General features: G+C 71.4%; 16 protein-coding genes and 1 riboswitch. Of the genes, 6 read left to right on the forward strand and 10 right to left on the reverse strand.

Going from position 1 to position 20102, the window contains the following annotated elements:
* Nucleotides 1-188: 188 nt before the first annotated feature.
* The 7 genes from ACFP2T_RS35920 to ACFP2T_RS35950 form a co-directional block, all read right to left on the reverse strand.
* Nucleotides 189-740 carry a hypothetical protein gene (locus ACFP2T_RS35920; protein ID WP_377429861.1) on the reverse strand — a complete coding sequence of 184 codons (552 nt, stop codon included), beginning with the start codon at nucleotides 738-740 and terminating at the stop codon, nucleotides 189-191.
* A gap of 30 nt (nucleotides 741-770) precedes the next feature.
* A complete protein-coding gene (locus ACFP2T_RS35925; protein ID WP_377429863.1) occupies nucleotides 771-2162 on the reverse strand; it encodes a glycosyltransferase in 1392 nt (463 codons plus the stop codon).
* Nucleotides 2159-2767, reverse strand: a complete 609-nt coding sequence (locus ACFP2T_RS35930) for a hypothetical protein (protein WP_377429866.1) — start codon at nucleotides 2765-2767, stop codon at nucleotides 2159-2161. Before ACFP2T_RS35930 ends, ACFP2T_RS35925 begins: the two co-directional genes overlap by 4 nt.
* 11 nt (nucleotides 2768-2778) lie before the next feature.
* Nucleotides 2779-4023 (reverse strand): glycosyltransferase family 4 protein, encoded by a 1245-nt coding sequence (locus ACFP2T_RS35935; protein ID WP_377429869.1) that lies wholly within the window; start codon nucleotides 4021-4023, stop codon nucleotides 2779-2781.
* 103 nt (nucleotides 4024-4126) lie between these two features.
* Nucleotides 4127-5194: a Gfo/Idh/MocA family protein gene (locus ACFP2T_RS35940; RefSeq protein WP_377429871.1), complete on the reverse strand. Its 1068-nt coding sequence runs from the start codon at nucleotides 5192-5194 to the stop codon at nucleotides 4127-4129.
* Nucleotides 5191-6300 (reverse strand): DegT/DnrJ/EryC1/StrS family aminotransferase, encoded by a 1110-nt coding sequence (locus ACFP2T_RS35945; protein ID WP_377429873.1) that lies wholly within the window; start codon nucleotides 6298-6300, stop codon nucleotides 5191-5193. Before ACFP2T_RS35945 ends, ACFP2T_RS35940 begins: the two co-directional genes overlap by 4 nt.
* Nucleotides 6301-6451: 151 nt before the next feature.
* Nucleotides 6452-7120, reverse strand: coding sequence for a TetR/AcrR family transcriptional regulator (locus ACFP2T_RS35950; RefSeq protein ID WP_377429876.1), 669 nt, complete (start codon nucleotides 7118-7120; stop codon nucleotides 6452-6454).
* 162 nt (nucleotides 7121-7282) lie between these two features.
* On the opposite strand from ACFP2T_RS35950, the gene ACFP2T_RS35955 reads away from it, so the two are divergent.
* From ACFP2T_RS35955 to ACFP2T_RS35975, 5 genes are all read left to right on the forward strand, one after another.
* On the forward strand, nucleotides 7283-8179 hold the full coding sequence (locus ACFP2T_RS35955; RefSeq protein WP_377429879.1) for an ABC transporter permease: 897 nt from the start codon (nucleotides 7283-7285) through the stop codon (nucleotides 8177-8179).
* On the forward strand, nucleotides 8172-8993 hold the full coding sequence (locus ACFP2T_RS35960) for an ABC transporter ATP-binding protein (RefSeq protein WP_377429881.1): 822 nt from the start codon (nucleotides 8172-8174) through the stop codon (nucleotides 8991-8993). Before ACFP2T_RS35955 ends, ACFP2T_RS35960 begins: the two co-directional genes overlap by 8 nt.
* 238 nt (nucleotides 8994-9231) lie before the next feature.
* Nucleotides 9232-10833 (forward strand): D-ribitol-5-phosphate cytidylyltransferase, encoded by a 1602-nt coding sequence (locus tag ACFP2T_RS35965; protein ID WP_377429884.1) that lies wholly within the window; start codon nucleotides 9232-9234, stop codon nucleotides 10831-10833.
* Nucleotides 10834-10890: 57 nt separating this feature from the next.
* Complete coding sequence (locus ACFP2T_RS35970) at nucleotides 10891-12582, forward strand: CDP-glycerol glycerophosphotransferase family protein (RefSeq protein WP_377429887.1); 1692 nt, start codon at nucleotides 10891-10893, stop codon at nucleotides 12580-12582.
* A gap of 13 nt (nucleotides 12583-12595) precedes the next feature.
* Nucleotides 12596-13423: a GNAT family N-acetyltransferase gene (locus ACFP2T_RS35975; RefSeq protein WP_377429955.1), complete on the forward strand. Its 828-nt coding sequence runs from the start codon at nucleotides 12596-12598 to the stop codon at nucleotides 13421-13423.
* Nucleotides 13424-13632: 209 nt separating this feature from the next.
* Here ACFP2T_RS35975 and ACFP2T_RS35980 read toward each other — a convergent pair whose 3' ends face one another.
* Nucleotides 13633-14478, reverse strand: a complete 846-nt coding sequence (locus tag ACFP2T_RS35980; RefSeq protein WP_377429890.1) for a C39 family peptidase — start codon at nucleotides 14476-14478, stop codon at nucleotides 13633-13635.
* A gap of 407 nt (nucleotides 14479-14885) precedes the next feature.
* A riboswitch (cyclic di-AMP (ydaO/yuaA leader) is annotated at nucleotides 14886-15026 on the reverse strand.
* Nucleotides 15027-15282: 256 nt separating this feature from the next.
* Between ACFP2T_RS35980 and mdlC the strand changes: the two genes are divergently transcribed.
* Nucleotides 15283-16884, forward strand: a complete 1602-nt coding sequence (mdlC, locus tag ACFP2T_RS35985) for a benzoylformate decarboxylase (protein WP_377429892.1) — start codon at nucleotides 15283-15285, stop codon at nucleotides 16882-16884.
* 37 nt (nucleotides 16885-16921) lie between these two features.
* Here the strand turns inward: mdlC and ACFP2T_RS35990 are convergent, their stop codons facing one another.
* Nucleotides 16922-18526 carry a flavin monoamine oxidase family protein gene (locus ACFP2T_RS35990; RefSeq protein WP_377429895.1) on the reverse strand — a complete coding sequence of 535 codons (1605 nt, stop codon included), beginning with the start codon at nucleotides 18524-18526 and terminating at the stop codon, nucleotides 16922-16924.
* 203 nt (nucleotides 18527-18729) lie between these two features.
* A complete protein-coding gene (locus tag ACFP2T_RS35995; RefSeq protein ID WP_377429897.1) occupies nucleotides 18730-19977 on the reverse strand; it encodes an NADP-dependent oxidoreductase in 1248 nt (415 codons plus the stop codon).
* Nucleotides 19978-20102: the final 125 nt, after the last annotated feature.

Here is a 20102-nt window from a genome sequence, read left to right on the forward strand (position 1 = left end):
TGCCGATCCTGGGCGTCGGACTCATCGTGGTCGGGGTTCAGTCCGTGCTGTTGTCGATCATCGTCGGGCTGACCCGGGTCGACGACCTGTAGCAGGCACCTCCACCGGCGGCCGGGCACGGCCCGGTCGCCGGTGGATTCGGCGCTCTGTTCGTCGGCGCTGCTGGCGGCGGTGCCGCCTCGCACTGCTCAGCCGGTCGAGCGGTGCCTCTCGTGCAGGTTCAGGTCGAGCTGCATCGTCGCGACCAGATGCGGGTACCGACGGGCGAGCTGCCAGCCGAGCGTCACCCCGTAGAGATCGGCGGCCACCACCCGGTCCACTTCGGTGAAGTCCACCTCCGCGAGCCGCTTGTGGAACGTCCGGGCCAGCAGACGCGGCCGATTCATCCGGTAGAACGGCGTGAGCACCCGGTTGTGGACCCGGCGCACCGGGTGCCGGCGCTCGGCACCGTCGAGGGTGTACACCCGCAGCCGCGGATGGCGACTGACCTCGGCCCACTGCTCCGGCTCGGGCTCGGCCCAGGCGTCCGTGTCCAGCATCGCCAGGTCGACCTCGACGCCCTCGGCCAGCAGGTTGACGACGTAGTTGCGGACCCGCTCCGGCACGTGGTGGTCGAACGCCAGCAGCACGACCCGAACCGGGGCGGCGGACGACTTCCCGGATGCCGCCACTCCGGTGCCGCCGGGGTCGACCGGGCCGTTCGACGGGGCTGGATCGACCGGTTCCGCGCGCTCGCCCATGATCACTGACTCCTTCTCCGCACTCACGGCTCAGCCCTCCGACCCGGGCGCCGGCAACGGTCGCCGGACCAGCGACCGCATCCGCTCCTCCAGGGGAGCGAGCAGCCCGTCCCGGGTGAAGCCGTCGGCGTGCCGCCGGGCCACCGCCCGCTGCTCGGGGGTGAGGTCGCGGGCCGCCTTGCCGGCCTGGACCATCGTGTGGGCCACCGCGTCGACGTCCAGGCTGTCCGCGTTGAACCAGAGTGGGTAGCCCGCCAGCACGTCCTTGGCGGCGATCCCGGGCGCGTGCACCGAGACGATCGGCCGCCCGGTCGCCATGTACTCGAAGATCTTGCCAGAGGTGACGTAGCGGCCTCCGCCGGCGAGGAACACCAGCACGTCGCTTTCCTCGTAGACCCGGGCGACCTCGGTCTTCGAGACCGGGCCGCGGTACCGGATGCCCAGGTCCGGCCCCTCGAAGCCGGCCGGGTCGTCGCCCTCCTCCGGCGGCAGGCCCAGCCGCTGCCGGAGGTCATGGTGGGCATTGCGGAAGAAGCCGAGGTGACCGTGGATGTTCAGCTCGGCGTCGGCCAGGTCCGGGTGCCGGCGGGCCCGCGTCCACGCCTCGGCCAGCTCCTTAACCGGCTGCTTGCTGGTCATGGTGCCGAGGTAGTCGAAGCTCAACGGCCGGGTCCGGTCCGTCGGCCGGTCGCCGGGCGACGAGGTCAGCAGGTCGGCGTCCCAGCCGTTCGGCACCACCATCATCCGGTCCGCCACCCGGGGGTAGCGCTCGGCGTGCCAGCCGCGCAGCGCCTCGTTGACGAAGACCGAGGTGGCGGCGCCGCCCAGAATCCGCTTCTCCCACTGCCAGGCGGGATGGCCGTCGGGGAAGGCCGGGCTGTCGGTGAACAGGTCCAGCGTCCACGAGTCGCGGTAGTCGACCACGTACGGCACCCCGGTGATCCGGCTGAACAGCCAGGCCGCCCCGAACGACGCGAACGGGTTGCCGGTGGCCAGCACCACGTCGAACCGGTTCCGGGCGTGCAGCTTCAGCCCCCGGGCGACCGCGTTCAGCCCCCACGAGGCGTAGTTCTCGGGGAAGCCCCGGTCCTGGCTGAGGTTGTACAGCTTCTGGGCCAGCACCGGCATCGAGCCACGGAACCGGCCGTACTGCCGCAGGTCCTTGTTCCAGGCGAACTGGTTCAGTGACGGGCGTTCGACGCTGACCCTCGGGTCGATCGTGGCCGTCAGTTCCTCGTCGACGGATCCGATGACGTTGTAGAGGAAGTCCAGCGGTGCCGCGCAGGCGGTGACGTCCCAGCCCTTGGCGGCAAGATGGTTCGCGGTCGCCCGGGCCCGGTAGACGCCACTCGCCCGCGAGGGCGGGAAGTAGAACGAGAGGTACAGGACGCGCGGGCGCATCGGTGCACGCCGGACTTTCATCTGCTTTCCTTTGCGGCGGCGGAAGCGTGGGAAGGGGGCGCCGGGACAGCCGGCTGACGCGGGACGCGCCCGCCGGAGCCAGGGTAGTCATAACGGTAGGCGACCCTCGGCGCAGGCGAGTCGGTGCCGTCAGGCTCCGCGAGGAGACGCGCGGCCGGTGGCATCGACGCCGGGTCGCTCACCACGAACAGATCGAACGGCGGCCTGCCGGCGAGTACCTGGCGACGGATCAGGCGCAGCCGCAGTTCGGCGGGATCGTCCCCCTTCCGGAACATCAGGGCACGATGCACCGGCGAGGCGATCCGGCGCTCGTACGCTCCGCCGGCCCGGCGGACGAACGTCTTCATCGGACCCCGGCCGGCCGCCCGGAACACCAGTCCCGGGCCGCTGAACAGCAGCGCCCGCTCGACCTTCCGGATCGGACCGCGCGTCTCCAGCCTGGTGAGGTCGACGACCTCCACCTCGGGGTGGAACCGTTCCCGGCTCCACGGCCTCGTCGCCGCGACCAGGACCACCGCCCGCCCTCCGTCGGCCACCACCTGGGCGGACTCCTCGATCACGGCCCGCCTGCGGGTGGCGCCCAGCGCCAGGAAGAGTACGTGCATGATCGCTCTCCTCAGGACCGTCGCGCGGGAACCGACAGGGCATCGGAGGTTCCCGCCGGTGCGTCGGCGAACCAGATGCGGTGGTGCGCCCGCGCGACCGCGGGATAGCTGTACCGGGCCGCGAGTTCGCGGCGGGCCAGCGACAGGTCCACCCCCTGCGGGAAGCGCGACCGCAGCCGCCGGTACCCGGCGACGATCCCGTCCGGGGTGTCCTCGACGTCGATCAGCTCGCCGGCCGACTCCTCGACCCCGGCCAGCGTCTCCTCCGGTCCGCCACACCTGGTGACCAGGACCGGCATGCCGGCGGCGGCGGCCTCGATCACGGTCACCCCGAAGGTCTCGAAGCGGCTCGGATGCACCAGCAGATCGTGCTCGCGCATCAGCCTCAGGGCCTCGTCCGGCGCGACCGCCCCGGTCTGGGTGACGGCACCGGCGACCCCGAGTTCGACGGCCCGCTCGGACAGCCTGCCGGCCAGTTCGCCCGCGCCCACCAGGGTCAGGGTCAGGGTCGGATCCTCGGCCCGGCAGACGGCGAACGCCTCCAGCAGCAGGTCCACGCCCTTACGCGGAATGAGGCCGCCGACGTACAGCCAGCGGCGCAATCCGGTGACCGGCTCCGGACGGGACACGTCGAAGTCGATCGGGTTCGCGATGAACCCGATCCGGTCCGCGTGGTGCGGGAACGCCGCCAGCAGGGGCGCGCGGACCGCCTCACCGACGGCGAAGAACCCGTCGGCCCGGTGCAGTACCTCGTCGTACATCGCCCGCGCCTCGGGGGTGTCCAGCACCTGGTCGAGGAACGTGGCGTGTTCGGTGACGAAGATCCGGGCGTCGGGCCGGGCGTTGCGGATCGCGGCCCATCCGCCGGGCAGTCCGACGTGGGCGTGCACCACCGGAGCCTCGATCGGCTTCCCGCCCAGCGCCGCCCCGAGGGCCGCGGCGTGCCGGTGCGCGATCTCGGCGTGCCAGCGACCGCGCGGAATCGGCACCGGCACGTACCGCAGGTTGGCGCCGCCCACGGTCGGGGTCTGCGCCGTGGCCAGCCCGAGCAGTTCCGCATGGGCCCGGCCGACGAGTTCGTCGTCGCGGTCCGACAGTGCCGCCACCCACGCGTCGCCGTGGTACACCGTCACCCGGTCGCAACCGGGTGCGGTCGCCCCGACCATGGCCTGGACGAACGCTCCGCGGAACGGCATGTCCCGGGTGGGGTACCAGGGCGTGACGATGGCCACGTCTTTCACAGGAGTTGCCGCCACCCGGATGTACCTCCAGCTCTCTGCGCTCGGGACCCTCGATTGCGGACCAGGTTGCCGTACCGGGCGAACCGCCCGGTAACCGGGCGCCTGCCGGCACCGGCGCCTACCGCGAGGCGACCTCGTCCACACCGGACCGTGGAGCGGGCGCTGAGCCTGCCCGGTCCGAACCGCCCGGACCGACGTCGATCGTGCTGCCGTCGGAGGCCGACCGCAGCACCGCGGCGGCAACCTCGACCGTACGCAGGCCCTGGCGGAGCGTCACGATGTCGCTGTCCTTGCCCTCCACCGCGTCCCGGAACCGCTCGTGCTCCACCAGCAGTGGCTCACGCTTCGGAATCGCATACCGGACCATGTCGCCCTCGGCCACGCCCCGGAACGCGCGCAGCGCCTCCCACTCGGTGTCGATGGCGCCGTTGGCGTAGAAGGTGAGGTCGGCGGTGAGCGTGTCGGCGACGAAGCAGCCCCGGTCACCGGTGATCACAGTGGACCGCTCCTTGAGCGGGCTGAGCCAGTTGACCAGGTGGTTGACCATCGTCCCGTCGGCGAGCTGCCCGACGACCGCGACCATGTCCTCGTGCAGCCGGCCGCTGCGGAAGACGGTGCGCGCCGACAGCGAGCGGTACTCCTGGCCGGTGACCCAGCTGGTCAGGTCGATGTCGTGGGTGGCCAGGTCCATCACCACGCCCACGTCGGCGATCCGGTGCGGAAACGGGCCCTGCCGCCGGGTGACGACCTGGAACACCTCGCCCAGCTCGCCCGCCTCCAGGCGGATACGCAGGCTCTGCAACGCGGGGTTGTACCGCTCGATGTGTCCGACCCCGGCGACCAGGCCGGCCGCCTCGAACGCCTCGACCAGCCGGGTCGCCGCGTCGACGGACTGCGCGAGCGGCTTCTCGATCAGCGCGCAGACGCCGTTCGCGGCCAGCTCCAGGCCGACCTCCTCGTGCAGCGCCGTCGGGCAGGCCACCACGGCGTAGTCGAGCTTCAACGCGAGCAGGTCGGCGACGGTGGGCAGCACCGGCACCCGCAGCGCGCCGGTGGGGTCACCGGCCGGCTCCACGACGCCGACCAGGTCCACGCCGTCCAGGCCGGACAGCACCCGGGCGTGGTTGCGCCCCATCGCACCGAGGCCGATCAGTCCCGCACGCAACGTCCGCGCCTGGCCGCTCACCTGGCACCCGCCAGGCTGTTCGCGGCGTTCGCGATCCGCTCCAACTGGTCCGGGGTCAGCGCGGGATGGATCGGCAGCGAGACGACCTCCCGGGCGGCCCGCTCGGTCTCGGGCAGGTCCCAGGGGCCGGGCTTGCCGTCCTCGCCCAGGTACGGCTTGAGCCGGTGGATCGGGGTCGGGTAGTAGACCGCGTTGCCCACCCCCTGCTCCAGCAGTCGCCGCTGGGCGGCGTCCCGGTCCCCGGTGATCCGCACCGTGTACTGGTGGTAGACGTGCCGCGCCGCGTCGGCCACCGGCGGGGTGATCACGCCGGTGATCCGGGAGTCGAGGAACTTCGCGTTCGACCGTCGCTGCTCGGTCCAGTCGGGCAGTTGCCGCAGCTGCACCCGGCCGATCGCCGCCGCCACGTCGGTGAGCCGCATGTTCGCGCCGACGATCTCGTTCGCGTACCGCTGCTCCATGCCCTGGTTGCGGAGCAGCCGCAGGGTCCGGGCGAGTTCCGGGTCGGCGGTGGTGATCATGCCGCCCTCCAGGGCGTGCATGTTCTTGGTCGGGTAGAAGCTGAAGCAGCCGGCGGCGCCGAAGGCACCGACCGGCTGGCCGCCCAGGGCCGCGCCGTGCGCCTGGGCCGCGTCCTCGACGACGGCCAGGTTGTGCCGCTGCGCGATCGGCATCAGCCGGTCCATCGCGGCCGGGTGGCCGTAGAGGTGTACCGGCATGATCGCCACGGTGCGCGGGGTGATCGCCGCCGCGACCGCGTCCGGGTCCACGCAGAAGCTGCCCGGCTCGATGTCGACGAAGACCGGCTCCGCGCCGACCAGCCGGACCGCGTTCGCGCTCGCCGCGAAGGAGAACGACGGCACGATGACCTCGTCGCCGCGCCCGATGCCCAGCGCCAGCAGGGCCAGTTGGAGAGCGGAGGTGCCCGAGTTGACCGCGACACAGTGCCGGCCGGCCACGAGCTCGGAGAACTCCTCCTCGAACGCCGCCACCTCCGGGCCCTGCACGACCTTGCCGCTGCGGAGCACCCGCACCGCGGCCTCGATCTCGGCGTCTCCGATGACTGGTTTGGCAGGCGGGATCAGGTCTGCGTTCTGCCCGGCCATGGGCATCCTCCTGTATCTGGGGGGATCGCGGTTGGCATGCGATGCTAATTCGTCGTGCGGTCGGCGAATCGGGTGGTGCGGGGTAGGTCACGACCTGAGGATGGACCCTCGGCCGGGCGTGACCCCGGCCTGGCCGTCGGTGCTGGGTTGATCAGGTCGACAGGGCGACGCCCACGCTCCCTCCGGCGGCGATGGCGTCCTCCACCGGGTCGGCGGCGACGTTCCCCACGCCCAGTCCGGCCGCGATCGCGGCGGCCATTCGCGGCAGGTAGTCGTCCGGGAGTGGGGTGCGGGCAACGGCGAACCGCCAGTAGAGCGGACCGATGATCAGATCGACCGCGGCGTCCGGGTCCGTTCCCTCCGGAAGCTCGCCACGACCGACCGCGCGGTCCAGCAACAGTGTGCCGATGTCCCGCTGGTTGGCGCGCAGGGCCTCTTGGAGGGTCTGGGCGATCTCGGGATTCCGGGCCGCCTCGGCGAGCAGGTCCGGGATGATCTGCGAGGCCAGGCGGTGTCCCAGGGCTCGGGCCACGATCCGCAGCAGCACCTCGAGGTCACCCCGTAGGCTTCCGGTGTCCGGCAACGGTAGGCTCTGCCCCGCGACCCGGGAAACGATCTCCAGCACCATCTCCAGCTTCGAGTTCCACCGGCGATAGATCGCCGTCTTGCCGACGCCGGCCCGGCGTGCGACCGCCTCGATCGAGAGACGCCCGTATCCGACCGCGGCGAGTTCCTGCATCACGGCCATGCGCAGGGCAGCGGTGATCTCCCCTCGGAGTACCGCCGCTCCCGCCGGAGCACGCCGGTTGTCGGTCGCCACGTGGGCCAATATAGCGCGACGACGGTACGGTTGCGTCCCGACGTAGTTTGGACTACCTTCCACGGAGCGACGGCCCACCGGCGTTCCCCCGCCCTGGCTTCGGCCCGGGAAAGTCGCGCGCATCTTGACGCTTGCAGCCCGAACAGATCGGAGCGCCCAGCTATGGCCACCACGGCGGTAGCAAACCCCGATGCAGAGCTGACCCAGGCAGAGCTGGCGGCCCGGTACGGCCTGTCGGTCGCCGGTGAACGGCCCGGCCTCGTCACGTACATCAAGCAGCTCTGGTCCTATCGGCACTTCATCTCCGCCTACGCCAACGCGAAACTGGCGGCGACGTTCAGCACCGCCCGGCTGGGTCGGATCTGGCAGGTGCTGACCCCGCTGACCAACGCGGCGGTCTACTACCTGATCTTCGGGGTGGTGCTCAACACCAGCGGAGAGATCGACAACTTCATCGCCTATCTCTGCACCGGCCTGTTCGTCTTCACCTTCACCCAGTCGGTGGTGAGCGGCGGCGTCCAGGCGATCACCGGGAACCTCGGACTGATCCGGGCGCTGCACTTCCCCCGGGCCGCCCTGCCGATCGCGATCACGCTGACCCAGTTCCAGCAGTTGCTCGCCTCGATCGTCGTACTGGCCGGCATCGTGCTGGTCGACGGCGAGCCGCTGACCCTGGAATGGCTGCTGCTGGTGCCCGCGATGCTGCTCCAGTCGGTGTTCAACGCCGGGGTGGCGATGGCGATGGCCCGACTCGGCTCCAAGGTCACCGACCTGAAGCAGGTCGTGCCGTTCGTGATGCGCACCTGGATGTACGGCTCCGGCGTGCTCTACAGCGTGGCCAACTTCGAGAAGCACCTGCCGGAGACGGTCGCCTGGCTGGTGCAGCTCAACCCCCTGCTGGTGTACATCGAGCTGATGCGGCACGCGCTGATGGAGACGGCCCCGGTGACCGCGTCGCAGACCCAGTCCTGGCTGCTCGGCATCGGCTGGGCGCTGGTGGCCTGTGTCCTCGGGTTCATCTACTTCTGGCGTGGTGAGAAGGAGTACGGCCGTGGCTGAGCAGACCGTTACCCAGACCGACCTCTCGGCGACCACCGGCATCGGCGGTTCCCGGATCCCCACCGTCGTCGTCGACGACGTGCACATCGTCTACCGGGTGCACGGCGCCGGTGCGGGCGGCAACGGCAACCCGGTCGCCGCCCTGAAGCGGATGGTGACCGGCGGCAAGAGCGGCGCGATCACCGAGGTGCACGCGGTCAAGGGCGTCACCTTCACCGCGTACCGGGGTGAGGCGATCGGCCTGATCGGCAGCAACGGCTCCGGAAAGTCGACGCTGCTGCGGGCGATCGCCGGACTGCTCCCGGCCAGCCGGGGTGCCGTCTACACCCAGGGGCAGCCGTCGCTGCTCGGCGTGAACGCGGCGCTGCTGAACGACCTGTCCGGGGAACGCAACGTCGCGCTGGGCTGCCTGGCGATGGGGATGTCCCCGGCCCAGGTGAAGCAGGTCACGCCGGACATCATCACGTTCTCCGGGATCAACGAGCGAGGCGACTTCAGCTCGCTGCCGATGCGGACGTACTCCTCTGGCATGGGCGCCCGGCTGCGGTTCTCCATCGCCGCCGCGAAGAAGCACGACGTACTGCTGATCGACGAGGCGCTCGCCACCGGCGACGTACGGTTCCGGCGGCGCAGCGAGCAGCGGGTCCGCGAACTACGCGCCGAGGCCGGAACGGTGTTCCTGGTCAGCCACGGCATCAGCACGATCCGGGACACCTGCGAGCGGTCGATCTGGCTGGAGTCCGGGCTGATCCGGGCAGACGGCCCGACCGACGAGGTCGTCGCCGAGTACGAGAAGTTCATGAACCGGACGTAACTTTCCGCAGCGAGGAAACCCGGCCGACGAGCGGCGTCGCACCGCCGTCCGGAGGCCAGCGGTACCGGCGGCCGGGCGGTCAGGAAGCTGATGCCCGGCCGGTCCCGCGCTAGGGTCCTAGGGGTTACGGAGTCCGGCCCGGTGCGAATTCGCCCGCCATACGCCGTTTCGGCCAAAATGGCTGAACGACCGAGGGAACACCGGCACATCGATGGTGCAGAGTCAGTGAGGATCGGCAATGGCGCATGACCCGGCGACGACGCCGACCGGCCAACCGGCCACCGCCGGATGGCGGCCCAACCGGACGGTGGCCGTGGTGTTGGCCGGCGGCACCGGAACCCGGGTCGGGCTGGGCATCCCGAAGCAACTGCTGAAGATCGCCGGGAAGCCGATCCTCGAACACACCATCGCGGTCTTCGAGGCCGCCGCCGAGATCGACGAGATCATCGTGCTGATGGCACCGGGCCACCTGGACGCGGCCCGACAGATCGTCGGCAAGGCCGGCTTCCGCAAGGTCACCGGAGTCATCGAGGGCGGCGACACCCGCAACGCGACCACCCGGCTGGCCCTGGACGCGATCGGGCCGGACGACTGCAACGTCCTCTTCCACGACGCGGTCCGGCCGTTGCTGAGCCCTCGGATCGTCCGGGAGTGCGTCAACGCCCTCTGGACGCACGCCGCCGTCGACGTGGCCATCCCGTCCGCCGACACGATCATCCAGGTGGACGAGGACGACTGCATCACCGACATCCCGGTCCGGGCCCGGTTGCGCCGGGGCCAGACGCCGCAGGCGTTCCGGTCCAGCACCATCCGGGAGGCCTACCGACTGGCCGCCGACGACGCCGGGTTCAGCGCCACGGACGACTGCGGAGTGGTGCTCCGCTACCTGCCCGACGTCCCCATCAAGGTCATCGAGGGTTCGGACGAGAACATCAAGGTGACCCACCCGGTCGACGTGCACCTGGCGGACAAGCTGTTCCAGCTCGCCGCCGCACAGGCGCCCCGGCTGGTGGACGAGCGGGCGTACACCGAGGAGCTGAGCGGACGGACCGTCGTCGTCTTCGGCGGCAGCCACGGCATCGGTCACCGGCTGGCCGAGGTCGCCCGTGGGTACGGCGCCGACGTGTTCCCGGTCAGCCGGTCGAGCACCGGCACCCACGTCGAGCGGGCCGACGACGTCGCCGACGCGCTGCGGACCGCCTTCGAGGCGACCGGCCGGATCGACCACGTGGTGGTGACGGCCGGCGTGCTCCGGATGGGGGCGCTCGCCGAGATGGACGAGCCGACCATCGAGCAGATGTTCCAGGTCAACCTGATGGCCCCGGTCACCATCGCCCGGCAGGCGCTGCCCTACCTGCGGCAGACCCGGGGCCAGCTGTTGCTCTACACCTCCAGCTCGTACACCCGGGGACGGGCCCGGTACGCCCTCTACTCCGCCACCAAGGCCGCCGTGGTGAACCTGACCCAGGCGCTCGCCGACGAGTGGTCCGAGTTCGGCGTACGGGTGAACTGCGTCAACCCCGAACGGACCGCGACGCCGATGCGTACCCGGGCGTTCGGCGATGAGCCGGAGCACACCCTGCTGGCGGCGGACACCGTCGCCCGGGTCTCCCTCGACGTCCTGCTCTCCGGGCTGACCGGCCAGGTGGTCGATGTCCGGCGCTCCCCCGGCGACCCGTCCGGCCCACCCGTCGAGCCGAACGCCGGCTCGGCCGAGCCGCTGACGGACCCGACCGCTCCGGACCCGGCCGCTCCGCAGGACGGGAACGGGACTCGCGGCCCCATCGCCCGACAGCGCTCCACCGAACTGCTGCCGCCGGACCGGGTGGGCACACCGTAGCCACATCGTCGTCGGAGTCCGTGCCACCGCCCGGTATTCCGGCAGGGAAGGAAGATCATGCGTGGTGATCTGGTCAGGAAGCTGGCCATCCGGTGCCTCAGCGCCGGCCTGGCGGTCCTGTCCTTCCTCACCCTCGCCCTGACCTCGGCCGAGCTGGTCGGGCTCGCGCTGGCGGTGGCCGCCGCGGCCTCGGTCTGGGCCGAACGGCGGATCAACCCACGCTCCGATCTCGTCGCCGAGCCGGTGCTGCTGATCGCGGGCGTCCTCGTCGGGTACGCCCGGCTGGTTCCCGAGGCCCGGTGGACGCTGGTGGTGACCGGGGCGGCGCTGCTCGGGCTCACCCTCGCCGAGCGCCCGCTGCGGGACGCCGCGCAGTGGGAGGTCCGGTCGGCCAACCTCGGCGTACGCTCGTCGCCGCTGCTGGTCGCCGGGCGGCTCGGCCCAGCCGTCCTGCTCCTGCTGGTCGCGCTGGCCGCCAGCGCGGCGCTGACCCTGCCGGCCTGGCCGGCCCTGGTCCTCACCGTGCTGGTCGGCGCGGGCTGTGCCGTGGGTGCGATCGCGCCGATCGCCCTGCGCCGGCTCCGGCCGTCGGCCGGACAGAGTCCGGTCACCCAGGCGCTCCGCCGGCACCAGCCGGAGTTCCTGCTCTACTTCTCCGCCCCACCCGGGTCGGAGTACCAGGTCATGATGTGGCTGCCGTACCTGGAGCGGATCGGCCGACCGTTCATGGTGCTGCTGCGCGAACCGAACTTCCTGGCGCCGGTCTCGGCCGCCACCAGCGCGCCGGTGGTGGTCTGCCCGACCCCGCGCTCGATCGACGAGGCGATGGTGCCGAGCCTGCGGGTGGCGTTCTACGTCAACCACGGCGCCAAGAACAGCCACTCGATCCGGTTCGCGCACCTCACGCACATCCAGTTGCACCACGGCGACAGCGACAAGGCACCCAGCGCCAACCCGGTCTCGGCGATCTTCGACAAGATCTTCGTCGCCGGGCAGGCGGCGATCGACCGGTACGCCCGCAACGGCGTGGTCATCCCGAGGGAGAAGTTCGCGATCGTCGGCCGACCGCAGGTGGAGTCGATCGCCGTCACCCGCGAGCCCATCCGGAACCGGGCCGAGAAGGTCGTGCTCTACACCCCGACCTGGACCGGGCACCACGCCGACGTCGACTACTGCTCGCTGCCGGTCGGCGAGACCCTGATCCGCCGGCTGCTGGACCGGGGCACGACGGTCATCCTCCGGGCGCACCCGTACACCTCGCAGAATCCGGCGTCGGCCCGCCAACTCGCCCGGCTCGAACAGGTGCTGGCCGAGGACCGGGCCGCCACCGGTCGGCAGCACGTGTTCGGCGCCGACGCGGCCCGGAAGATGACGCTGGTCGAGTGCGTCAACCGGTCGCACGCGCTGGTGTCGGACGTCTCCGCGGTGATCTCCGACTACCTCTACTCCGGGAAGCCGTACGCGGTCACCGACCGGGTCGGCGAGGGCGAGCGGTTCGTGCAGAGCTTCCCGCTGGCCGGCTCGGGCTACGTGCTTCGGTCCGACATGTCCAATATGGACGACGTGCTGGACCAGTTGCTCGACACCGATCCGCTGGAGGAGAACCGCTGGCAGACCCGGACCCGGTACCTGGGCGACTTCCCGGCGCAGACGTACGCCGACGGGTTCCTCGACGAGGCCCGCCGGCACCTCGACGCCGGAACGGGGGCGCCGACGGTGCCCGCTCCCCGGCCCGCGCCCGTGTCATGATCCACACGTGAGGATGATCAGGGCCAGTCACGACCGGGACGAACTCGCCGGCCTGCTGCGCCGCGACCCGCACTTGCACGCGTACGAACTCGGCGACCTCGACGACTTCTACTGGCCGTACACCAGTTGGTACCGCCTGGGCGACGCGGTGGCGCTGGTCTACCACGGCGGCGGCACCCCGGTCCTGCTGGCACTCGACCACTCCCCGGGGGCGCTGACCGAGCTGCTGACCGCGCTCGTCCCGCTGCTCCCGCGGCGCTTCGACGCCCATCTGTCGCCGGGCGGGGAGGCGGTGCTGGCCCGACACTTCGGGGTCGAGCCGCGCGGCACGCACCTGAAGATGGCCCTCACCGACGCCGGCAGGCTGGACCGGGTGGCGCCGGCCGGCGAGCTGCTCGGACCGGCCGACGTACCCGAGTTGGCCGTGCTCTACGCGGCGGCCTACCCGGAGAACTGGTTCGACCAGCGGATGATCGAGACCGGCCAGTACGTCGGGGTGCGTCGCGACGGCGAACTGCTCGCGGTGGCCGGGGTGCACGTCTGGTCCCCCAAGTACCGGGTGAGCGCCCTGGGCAACGTCACCACCCACCCCCGCGTCCGGGGGCAGGGACTGGCCACGGCGGCGGTGGCGGCGCTCTGCCGGCGGCTGCTGGACACCGTCGACCAGGTGACCCTGAACGTCAAGGCGGACAACGTCGCCGCGATCGCGCTGTACCGACGGCTCGGCTTCACCCCGGTCGCCGAGTACGGGGAGTTCGTCGTCGGGCGCCAGACGCCGACGACCCCGCCCGCGGCGCCGGCGCCGGCGCCGACGACCCTGCCCCCGGCGCCAGCGGCCTGACGGCGGCCCGGGTTCCGGCACGGGTCCGCGCCGCGAGGCCGTCTCGCGTCCGGCTCGGCCGGCGCCGCCCGGATCCGGGCAGGAAGTCGGAAACAGTGTCGAATGGGTGCCGGACGACGTCCGCCGGCCCACTCATCCGCCCGCGTCGGCACGGGACGCACGGACGGATGAGGTGGGCCGGCGGACGGAACCGAACCGGCGCTACCGGGTCAGGACGAGTAGCCCCGGGTGGCTGCCCAGTTTGCCAGGTCGATGGTGGTCATCCAGTAGGTGCTGTCGTCGCCCGGGATGGCCGGGTCGGCGATCTTCACCGTACGTCCGTCGTCGCGGTAGCCGACCACGGTCAGGTAGTGGCCGCCGGGGTAGCCGTGCCAGCCACCGTCGACATCCGTGGCCGAGCCCGCGATGTTGGCCACCACGGCGTACCCGTTGGTGACCGCGTGTACGACGTCGGCCTGGAGCTGGTCCATCTGGGCCGGGCTCGCCGCCCCACCGGAGAGCATGGTGCTCCGGTAGAAGTCGGTGCCGATGACCTTGTTGAGCACCCGGGTGGTGTCCTGGGCGGAGTTCGTTCCGTTCATGGTGGTGCCGAGGTCACCGGCCACCTCGTCCTGGCTCGGCCGCTCGCCGCGGACGGTCAGGGCGATCCGGGTGGCCGCCGGGCCGCAGTACCAGCCGTTGATCTGGGCCTGGAACTGGTAGTCGAGCACCTTGCTGGCCGGCGGCGCCGGCCGCTTGCTCGGGGTGCTGGTCGGGGCCGCCTTCGCCGCGCTCGACGCCGCACGGGTCGGCTCGGCGGTCGCCGGGTCCGACGGGCTGGCCGGCGCGGCCGTTCCCGGTGCGGTCGTCTCCGCCGCCTCGGCCTGGGCGGCGGACCGGCCCAGTTCCGCGACGGCCACGGTCGAGGTGTCGGTGGGCGTCGCGGACTGCCCGGTCGAGGCCAGCGCGACGCCGGTGGTGGACGCCGCCGCCGCGACCACGGCCGCGGCGAGCGCGAGCCGGGTACGGCCTCCGGACGTGGCATTTCTGAGCCGCTGGTAAACGGGATGGTTCAACGTGATCCTCCAGGGAAATACGCGTTACCAGTCGTTTGAATTCGACCGGTCACGCGTCGTTTCTATCCGCTGTCGAGAATGCGACGCGATGCCACGCTTATCAGCGCGGAAACAGTTCTTCCGGCCTGGCCGTCCAAGGCACACCGTGGTTCGGCACCATCTCCGAGCCGCTGCGGGCCGGCCGGCGCATTGCGCACCGGGGCCGGGCCTCACCGGGGGCCGAGAAGCTCACCGGGGCCAGCGGCCCCGAGCCGTCCTCGCGTCACAAACCGCTATCTGGCCGGGGTCAGCGACCCGCTTCGGGCCGGGGGGCCGGGGGCAGGGGCACGGCAACCGGTAGTCGGCGCGCGGTGAAGCGATTGAGCTGGGGGGATGGGCCGGAGCCCGGGGGGTACGGCACGTACAGGTTCTCCTTCCGACTCCGCCTACCGGGTTAGCTGACGGATTCGGGCGGGAAGGCCGCCCTACCGCGGGCCGTGGCTCGCGGATTCACCCCAGATAACTGTGGGTCCCCGGTTCGTTACTTAACGACTCGACGGGTCTGCTCCGGTGTCACCCGCATGGCAACCAATGGGCCGGACCAGACCCGCCGACATTACTGGCCCGGTTCCGTCCATGCCAACCCCTCTCAGCAGCGGAAACAGTGACCGACGCCGCGATTTCGCCCGATCGTCCCCCGCTTCGGGCCGCCGACGGGCCGTACGGATAAAGCGGCATGATCATGTACGCGTACGGTATGACGGAAATGAGCGGGTTAGCCCGGTGGTCCGCCCGTGGGACGAGGACTCCAGGAGGCTCCATCCGATGACAACGGTGCACGAAGCGACCTACGACCTGCTCCGTTCCCTCGGCCTGACCACCGTGTTCGGTAACCCGGGGTCGACCGAGGAGCCATTCCTGAAGAACTTTCCGGCCGACTTCACCTACGTACTGGCCCTCCAGGAGGCCTCCGCGGTCGCGATGGCGGACGGCTACGCCCAGGCGAGCGGAAGACCCGTACACGTCAACCTGCACACCGCACCCGGCACCGGAAACGGAATGGGCAGCCTCGTCACCGCCTGGCACAACAAGACACCGATGATCGTCAGCGCTGGCCAACAGACCCGGACGATGAATTTGTTCGAACCGATGCTGACGAATGTGCGCCCGACCCAGTTACCCGAGCCGTACGTCAAATGGAGCCATGAACCACTGCGTGCCCAGGACATCCCGGAGGCGTTCATGCGGGCGTACGCCACCGCCGTGCAGGCACCGGCCGGCCCGGTCTACCTGTCGCTGCCGCTCGACGACTGGGACGAGCCGGCCTCCGGCCCTCCGGTGGTACGCCGGGTGAGCACCCGGGTCGCGCCCGATCCGGAGGTACTGGCCAAGTTCGTCGAGATCCTGGCGCGGAGCCGGAACCCGATGCTGGTGATCGGCGCCGGCATCGACCGCAGCGGCGGCTGGGCCGAGGCCGTCGCCCTGGCCGAACGGCTGGGGGCACCGGTCTGGCAGCCGCCGTTCGCGGACCGCATCGGCTTTCCGCAGGACCACCCGCAGTTCCAGGGGCTGCTGCCGCCGGCCATCGGCCCGCTCGCCGAGAAACTGGCCGGCTACGACACGGTTCTGGTGATCGGGGCACCGGTGTTCCGCTACTACCCGTACATCCCCGGTCCGCACGGATACCTCCCCGGGGGTACCCGGCTGCTGCACGTCACCGACGATCCGTCCGAGGCGGCCCGGGCACCGGTCGGGGACAGCCTGGTCGGGGACGTCACGCTCGCCTGTGCCGCACTGGCCGCGCAGCTGCCCCCGATGGACCGGCCGATGCCGCCGGCCCGGCCCGGCGCGCCGACCACCGAGCCCGGTGTTCCGCTCTCCCCGGAGGCGCTCTTCGCCGCCCTCGCCGACGAGTGGCCGACGGACGGCATCGTCGTGCCGGAGTCCCCGTCCAACCTCAGCGCGCTGCACCGACAGCTGATCATCACCCGGCCCGGGTCGTACTTCAAGATGTCCAGCGGCGGTCTGGGGTTCGCGCTGCCGGCGGCGGTCGGCATCGCGCTGGCCGAGCGGGACACCGGGCGGCGCCGGCCGGTGATCGGGGTGATCGGGGACGGTTCGTTCCAGTACTCCCCGCAGGCGCTCTGGACCGCGGCCCAACAACGGCTGCCGGTGGTGTTCGTGGTGCCGGTCAACCAGGAGTACGGCGTCCTGAAGGCCTTCGCCGAGCTGGAGAACGCCTCGGGGGTGCCCGGCCTGGACCTGCCGGGGCTCGACATCCCCGGCATCGCCCGAGGCTACGGCTGCACGGCCTACCAGGTGGAGACGGTCGACGAGTTCCGGGCCGCCTTCCGGACCGCGCTCGGCACGGACGGCCCGAGCGTACTGGCCGTGCCGATCAGCCGGGACGTCGCGCCACTGCTCTGAACGCGGCGCCCCGCGCCTCCGCTGCCCGCCGTCGTGTTCAGTCCGACATCACCCGTCGGTGCAGCGCGGTGACCACCGTCCGGGCGGAGACGAACGAGCCGTGCTGCCAGGCCGTCTCGTGGCTGAGCCAGTCCCCGGCGAAGTAGACCCGGCCGGCCGGCTGGAGCAGCAGGTTGTAGCCGGCGGTGCCGTGTGGCGGAGAGGTCCAGGCCCCCTCCAGGTAGCGGGTGCGGTCCCAGGCGTGCGAGTACGAGGTTGCCAGCTCGGTGCGGTACTTGTCGCCGTGGATCTTCACTCCCTGGGCGACCGCCCGCTCCGCCCGCTGGGCCGGGGTGAGTGCGCTGTACGTCCGCGCGTTCGCCCCGGTGTTGTAGTAGCCGACGATCAGCCCGCGCCGGCCGTGGAAGCCGGACGACGGGTACCAGATGTGCGACAGGTCGAGATCGGTCTCCGTGATTCCCCCGTAGATGCGCTGGTCCAACTCCCACCAACGGCTGCGGTACTCCAGACCGATCTTTCCGGAGGCGGTGGTCGGGAAGCTGGCGAGCGCGGCGGTCACATCGGTGCCCAGGTTGTGCGGCACCCGGGCCATCAGGTGCGGCGGCATCGTCGCCACGCAGAAGTCGGCCCGGATCATCCGGTCCCGGCCACCCTGCCGGTACGTCACCTCGACCTTGCCGCCCCGGTCGGTCACCCCGGTCACCTCGGCGCCGAGCTGGATGCGATGCGTGCCGACGGCCCTGGCCAGCGCCTTGGGGATCTGGTCCATCCCGCCGACCGGCTGGAACATGAGCATGGCCTGGTCGTAGCCGAGCTCGAAGGAGAAGTACCGGCCGACGTTGCTGGCGAAGACGTCGGCCAGTGGTGGTGGGGCACCCAACGGAACGCCCTCGTCGTTCCCCGCGCCCGGATAGTCGAGGTACCCGCGCCGACCGGTGCCGGTGTACGCCCATCCGTTGGTGCGTCCGCCGATCGCGCCGTAGCTCTGCAGGAACGACAGCAGTCGCTGCTTGTCGTCGGCGCTGAGCCGGTCGTCCAGCGCGCCCTGGTCGGTCGCCTTTGCCAGCAGCTCGGAGACGTAACCGTACACGTCGGCCTTGGCGGTGCGGTAGCGCACCGGCGCCGTCATACCGGCCGACTCGTTGTAGATCCACGCGTCCGCGTTGGCGTTCGTGAACACCTCCACCGGGACGCCCAGCTCGCGGCAGTAGTCCATGGTGACCATCCACTGCGCTATCCGGCCCGGTCCGGCGTTGAAGTAGACCCCGTCGGAGAACCTGGCCCGCTGGGTGTGACCGTCGAGGTCGGTCTCCACCGAGCCGCCCCGGATGGTCAGGTTCCGGCCGCCGGCCCGGCTCCGCGCCTCCAGCACGGTGCAGTCGTACCCCGCCTTGCCCAGCTCGTACGCCACCGCGAGGCCGGCAACGCCGCCGCCGAGGACCACGACCCGGGCGCCTGATCGACCGGTCAGGTGGAAGTCCGACCGGGTCGGCGCACGGAAGGCCGGTACCACCGATGCGGCGGCGCTCGGGGCGAGCCCCAGGGCGCCCATCGTGGCGAGCATCGCGCCCGCTCCGCCGCTGACCCCGACCGCACGCAGAAAACCCCGACGACTCACCGCGGACTGCTCATGATCGTTCATGCCGCCCCCTGTATGAAGATCCATGGGACGCCGAGTCTGTAAGGGGTGTGTTTCGACAACCAATCAGAGAAGGTTGCCGATTTGTTTCGAACCGTCGCGTGGCCCGCCGTCCATTGCGGACAGCGGGCGACAGCGCACCGGCGGACGGCGCCCGACGGCCCAGACCCGACGACGGCCACCGCCCGACGGCGCCGACCCGGCGGTCAGTCGCCGAGCCGGACGAGCATCTTTCCGGTGTTGGCGCCGCGAAGCATGCCCAGGAAGGCGGCCGGCGCCTGCTCGATGCCCTCCACCACGGTCGTCTCGCTGCGGAGCGTGCCGTCGGCCAGCCAGCCGGTGGCCAGCGCGATGTACTCGGGGAACCGCTTGAGGTGGTCGGTCACGAGCATGCCGCGCAGGGTGAGCCGCTTGCTCACGGCCAGCGAGAGGTTGGCCGGACCGGGCACCGGAGCGGTGGCGTTGTAGGTGCTGATCGCGCCGACCAGCGCGACCCGGCCACCGACGTGCAGGGCACCGAGGGCCGCCACGAGATGGTCCCCGCCGACGTTGTCCAGGTAGACGTCGATGCCTCCGGGCGCGACCGCCGCCAACTGGCTCGCGACCGAACCGGCCCGGTAGTCGATCGCGGCGTCGAACCCGAAGTCGTCGACCAGGCGTCGCGCCTTCTCCGGGCCGCCGGCCGAACCGATCACCGTGGCGGCACCCAACTTGCGGGCGAGTTGCCCGGCGACGGTGCCGACCGCACCCGCGGCGGACGAGACGAAGACGACGTCGCCAGGACGTACCGGGGCGGTGTCGGTGAGCGCCACGTACGCGGTCAGTCCCGGCATGCCGAGCACCCCCAGGTACGCCTCGACGGGCGCGATCGTCGTGTCGACGACCGTCGCGTCCGCACCGTCCAGTACGGCGTACTCACGCCAGCCGAGGAAGTGGGAGACGCTCGCCCCGACCGGGATCCCGTCCACCTGGGACGAGACGACCTCGCCGACCGCGCCACCCTCCAGCGCGGCGCCGAGCCGGAACGGCCGGATGTACGACTTCCGGTCGTCCATCCGCCCCCGCATGTACGGATCGACCGACATCCAGGTGTTCCGGACCAGGATCTGGTTGGGCCGTAACGCCGGCACCGCGCTGCGGACCAGCTCGAAGTTCTCCGGGCCGGGCTCGCCGGTCGGGCGGGCGACGAGCCGGATCTCCCGGCCGACGGGTCCGCCCTCCTCCCCGGAGCGCGGGGTCACCGGGGTTCGAGGCTGGGTGCTGGCATCGGTGGACATCGTCGACTCCTTCCTTACCTGTCGATCCAGTGGTACCCGGCGCTGGGCGCCGCGCGCCGGGTACCGGGCGTGCCGTGGCAGTGGCCGGAGACCCGTGCCCGCGCCGCCGCAACCGGCCCGGAGCCGGGCGGCCACTACGGCCGTACCCCGGTGGAGCAGGATCGATGCGTCGGTCATGCAGGCCAGTCAACCGCCGGGCGAGCCGTCGGTGAATGGTTGCCCTCGCCTCGATGTCCGGGCGTCCAGGCCGGGGTCACGGTGCTCCGCCGCGTCGGATCGGACCGGGACCGCCGGATCGGCGC

The organism is Plantactinospora solaniradicis (genome assembly GCF_042658085.1).
Lineage (GTDB): Bacteria > Actinomycetota > Actinomycetes > Mycobacteriales > Micromonosporaceae > Plantactinospora > Plantactinospora solaniradicis.

Bases quoted from the DNA above. Each gene is read 5' to 3' on its own strand.
- ACFP2T_RS35955 (WP_377429879.1), top strand. From the start codon at position 7,283: ATGGCCACCACGGCGGTAGCAAACCCCGATGCAGAGCTGACCCAGGCA.
- ACFP2T_RS35930 (WP_377429866.1), bottom strand. From the start codon at position 2,767: ATGCACGTACTCTTCCTGGCGCTGGGCGCCACCCGCAGGCGGGCCGTG.
- ACFP2T_RS35920 (WP_377429861.1), bottom strand. From the start codon at position 740: ATGGGCGAGCGCGCGGAACCGGTCGATCCAGCCCCGTCGAACGGCCCG.
- ACFP2T_RS35975 (WP_377429955.1), top strand. From the start codon at position 12,596: ATGATCAGGGCCAGTCACGACCGGGACGAACTCGCCGGCCTGCTGCGC.
- ACFP2T_RS35995 (WP_377429897.1), bottom strand. From the start codon at position 19,977: ATGACCGACGCATCGATCCTGCTCCACCGGGGTACGGCCGTAGTGGCC.
- ACFP2T_RS35990 (WP_377429895.1), bottom strand. From the start codon at position 18,526: ATGAACGATCATGAGCAGTCCGCGGTGAGTCGTCGGGGTTTTCTGCGT.
- ACFP2T_RS35945 (WP_377429873.1), bottom strand. From the start codon at position 6,300: ATGGCCGGGCAGAACGCAGACCTGATCCCGCCTGCCAAACCAGTCATC.
- ACFP2T_RS35925 (WP_377429863.1), bottom strand. From the start codon at position 2,162: ATGAAAGTCCGGCGTGCACCGATGCGCCCGCGCGTCCTGTACCTCTCG.
- mdlC (WP_377429892.1), top strand. From the start codon at position 15,283: ATGACAACGGTGCACGAAGCGACCTACGACCTGCTCCGTTCCCTCGGC.
- ACFP2T_RS35970 (WP_377429887.1), top strand. From the start codon at position 10,891: ATGCGTGGTGATCTGGTCAGGAAGCTGGCCATCCGGTGCCTCAGCGCC.
- ACFP2T_RS35965 (WP_377429884.1), top strand. From the start codon at position 9,232: ATGGCGCATGACCCGGCGACGACGCCGACCGGCCAACCGGCCACCGCC.